The 3,157-nt window shown below is 70.6% G+C and carries 4 protein-coding genes; 2 read left to right on the forward strand and 2 right to left on the reverse strand.

What is annotated here, in order from left to right:
* The first annotated feature begins 60 nt into the window (after positions 1-60).
* Entirely contained in the window at positions 61-420 is a 360-nt protein-coding gene (locus ACIQOV_RS34415; protein WP_401054750.1) for a hypothetical protein, read from the forward strand.
* Here the strand turns inward: ACIQOV_RS34415 and ACIQOV_RS34420 are convergent.
* Positions 417-1,415 (reverse strand): hypothetical protein, encoded by a 999-nt coding sequence (locus ACIQOV_RS34420; protein WP_401054752.1) that lies wholly within the window; start codon positions 1,413-1,415, stop codon positions 417-419. The genes ACIQOV_RS34415 and ACIQOV_RS34420 overlap by 4 nt on opposite strands.
* A 2-nt stretch (positions 1,416-1,417) precedes the next feature.
* Complete coding sequence (locus tag ACIQOV_RS34425) at positions 1,418-1,636, reverse strand: hypothetical protein (protein ID WP_401054754.1); 219 nt, start codon at positions 1,634-1,636, stop codon at positions 1,418-1,420.
* Between the two features lie 457 nt (positions 1,637-2,093).
* Here ACIQOV_RS34425 and ACIQOV_RS34430 point away from each other — a divergent pair, with 457 nt between their 5' ends.
* On the forward strand, positions 2,094-3,131 hold the full coding sequence (locus ACIQOV_RS34430) for a DUF932 domain-containing protein (RefSeq protein WP_401054756.1): 1,038 nt from the start codon (positions 2,094-2,096) through the stop codon (positions 3,129-3,131).
* Positions 3,132-3,157 lie beyond the last annotated feature (26 nt).

The following is a 3,157-nucleotide window of genomic DNA, read 5'->3' on the forward strand; positions in this document are numbered from 1 at the left end:
CCCTGGTAGACATAGACGACCCCCGGCCCCGGCCGGACCGCAGCACAAAGGAGAGCACCGATGAGCGGCAAGGAGCCGGCCGCGACGCCGAAGCGCAGCAGCACGCGCCGAACCGCGGCGAGCCCCGGCGAGCGACTCGCCGCCGCCGCCCAGGACCTCAAAGCCGCGCTGGAGGCCGTCAAGGCAGCCGGTCTGGGGCCGATGGACCTCCTCGAGCAGCTCCGTGACCCGCTCGCGGTGATCGACGACACCGCCAGCACTATGCGCGAGATGCGCCTCGAGGGCGTCATCGCCGCCTACCCTGACCGGTCCGTGCCGGTCTACCGCATCTCCGACACCTCGGGACTGTCCCCGGCCCTGGTGACCCGCTACGCCAAGCAGGCCGGGCTGGAGTTGCGCAACCGCCGCGCGAGCAGTTAGCCGTCGGCCAGGGCGCGCAGCTCGGCGCGCAGGTCCCGGTCGTCCTCGTATCGGCCGGACTCCAGGGCTTCATGCGCCCAAGCGGCCACTTCCTCATCGTTCAGCAGCCACAATGAGGTCGGGGACTGATCGGGCACGCCAAGGCGGTACTCGTCGTCCTCGTCGTCGCTGATGGCCTCGCCGTCCTTGCTGAGCTTCCCGACCTTGCGCAGGATCTCCTCCTCGCGCTCGCGGCGTTCGCGGACCTCCAGGACGAATGAGTCGAGGCACCCGAAGGCGAGTTGAGGACTGACGGTAGCCCTTCGCCTCCGCCGCTCGGTGGAATCGCGCACCGCGATCCATCGACTACGCCGGCTGCGGGATGCAGCTCGGCCGGGCCCCGCAGCATGGTCGAAGGCGTCGAGGACGGCTACCAGCTGATCGTGGGTCGGAAGAACGCGCCCGGCCAGGATCAGCTGGATGGTGCTCTTCGCCACCCGGTTCCCGGCGGCATCCGATAGGTCCTGGATGGCCTTGAGCGACGGCTGACCCGCCCGGGCCCGCATCTTCCTCAACCCCAGCGCCAGATTCGCCAAGGTCCGCCTGGGATGGGGGCTCCTGATCCGCACGACCGCCGGTCCGCCAGCCTCACGCACTCGGCGGTATCGCTGAGCAGTCGGGGCCTGCTCGGAGGCCAGAGGGGCGGCCCGCTCGATGGCCGCCGCCTTCCACAAGTCGCGGATGCCCTGCACCGCCGCCTCGCGCTGTGCCTTCGCGTCCGCAGGGTCCGCGGCCGCGCGGGCGAACGCGACGATGGTGCCGAGCCGGGGAAGCCGGTGGCCGGCGGCGGCCTGGCTCAGGGTCGCGGCGCCCTTGGGCATCCCGAGGGCCTCGGTGTGTTCTGCGAGTTCGGCGTAGGTGAGTCCGCTGGCCTCCTTCAACCGGCGCAGGGCGAGGGCGAGCGTCCGCAGGCGCGGGCCGGTGCCCGCCGGGACGGGGTTGGTGTGGCGCCCCACGATCAGCGCGCCCGCCCGTCGAGCTGGTTTCCGCTCGGGTGCCCGCGGGTGAGCAGCCCGCTCGATGCGGCGGTCGCCACCACCATCAGTGCGTCCGGCACCGGCGTACCAGTCAGCGCCAGGGTGGCGAGCACCAGGACCAGGACGACCAGGAGCACGGCCTCGGTGCCGGCCAGGTGGGCGTGGGGGAAGAGCGTGGCCGGAGCGGGCAGGGACTTCATGCGGATCTCCTTCGGAGCGGGGTGCGCCGGATCGGTGTGCGGCGCCCCCTGCGGCGGCGGGTTAACTCGGCTGCGGTAGAGGCCGGTTGCATCAGAATTTTCGGTGTCTCGTGAGCTGCGACGCCACTCCGTTCGCGTCGGGCGCCCGGCCAACGTCAGCGGTCGTGGAATGAGCCTCTGCCTGATGTCCCTGCTAGGGGGCCTTCTTCCGCGACTTTGATTCGTTTCCGTCCAGGCGTACCGCTGCCCGCTCGGCCCTGGCGGGCGCTGGCGGCGTAAGGACTAGGGTGCCCGTTCGGTGCTTTCGGTCGGTGCGGGAAGTGCCCGAACTTCATGTCTCGAAGGGTGTGCCCAAGGGCGCCTGCCCGAGAATAGACTGAGGTCAAGAAAGCAGACGGAAGTCAGCTTCGTTGCCCGCCCGGACCGCGAATCCGGGCAGACCTCACAGGAGACACCCATGCGCGACAGCGATGTCATCACCGGCCGGGCCGACCTCGGCGCCATCGACAACACCACCGGCGAGGCCGCCTTCTATTCCCACCGCCAGCCCGCCTGGCACGGCCTCGGCACCGTCACCGAGGAGGCCAAGACCAGCGACGAGGTCCTGCACCTCGCCAAGTTGGACTGGCAGGTCGAGAAGCTGCCGATCCTGCCGATGAACAAGGGCAAGCTCGGCAAGCGCATCCCCAACCGCTTCGCCACCGTCCGCACCGACACCGGCGACTGGGTCGGCGGCCTCGTCGGCAACACCTGGACCCCCATCCAGAACCGCGCTGCGTTCGCCTTCCTGGACGAGCTGGTCGGCGGCGGCCACGTTACCTACGAGACCGCCGGTGCGCTCGACGGCGGCCGGGTCGTGTTCATGTCCGTCAAGTCCCCGAGCATCACCATCGACCCCGATGGCGCGGCCGACCGCATCGACCTGTACACCCTGTTCGCCAACAGCCACGACGGCCGCTCCGCCGCCGTCGCCGTCGAGACCCCGGTTCGGGCGGTGTGCACCAACACCCTCGACCTCGCCGTCGACGAGGCCCAGCGCGTTTGGAAGGTCCGCCACACCGTCGACGCCCTCTCCCGGCTGGAGGAGGCCCGGCGCACCCTCGGCTTCACCGAGCGCTACGCCGTAGCCCTGGAGGCCGAGGCCACCGCTCTGTACCGGCAGGCGATGACCGACCAGGAGTTCGACAAGCTGATCGCCCGGCTGTGGACGGCCCCGGCCGAGGGTGCCCGCAAGAATCTGGTCGCGGCCCACGAGGAGCGGCGCGACCGGCTGCACCACCTGTTCGCCGAGGCCCACACCCAGGACAACATCAGGAACACCCGCTGGGCCGCCCTTCAGGCCATCGTGGAGTTTGAGGACTACTTCCGCACCGTCAAGGCCCCCGAGGCCCTGACCGAGCAGGAGCACCGCGCCAACCTGGCGATGACCACCCTGCTGCACGACCAGAAGAACCCGATGAAGGACACGGCGAAGGCCCTGCTGCTCGCTGCCTGACCCCCCGGCGGCCGGGGGCCCGCGAG

It is taken from the genome of Kitasatospora sp. NPDC091257 (genome assembly GCF_044757675.1).
GTDB lineage: Bacteria > Actinomycetota > Actinomycetes > Streptomycetales > Streptomycetaceae > Kitasatospora > Kitasatospora lactacystinica.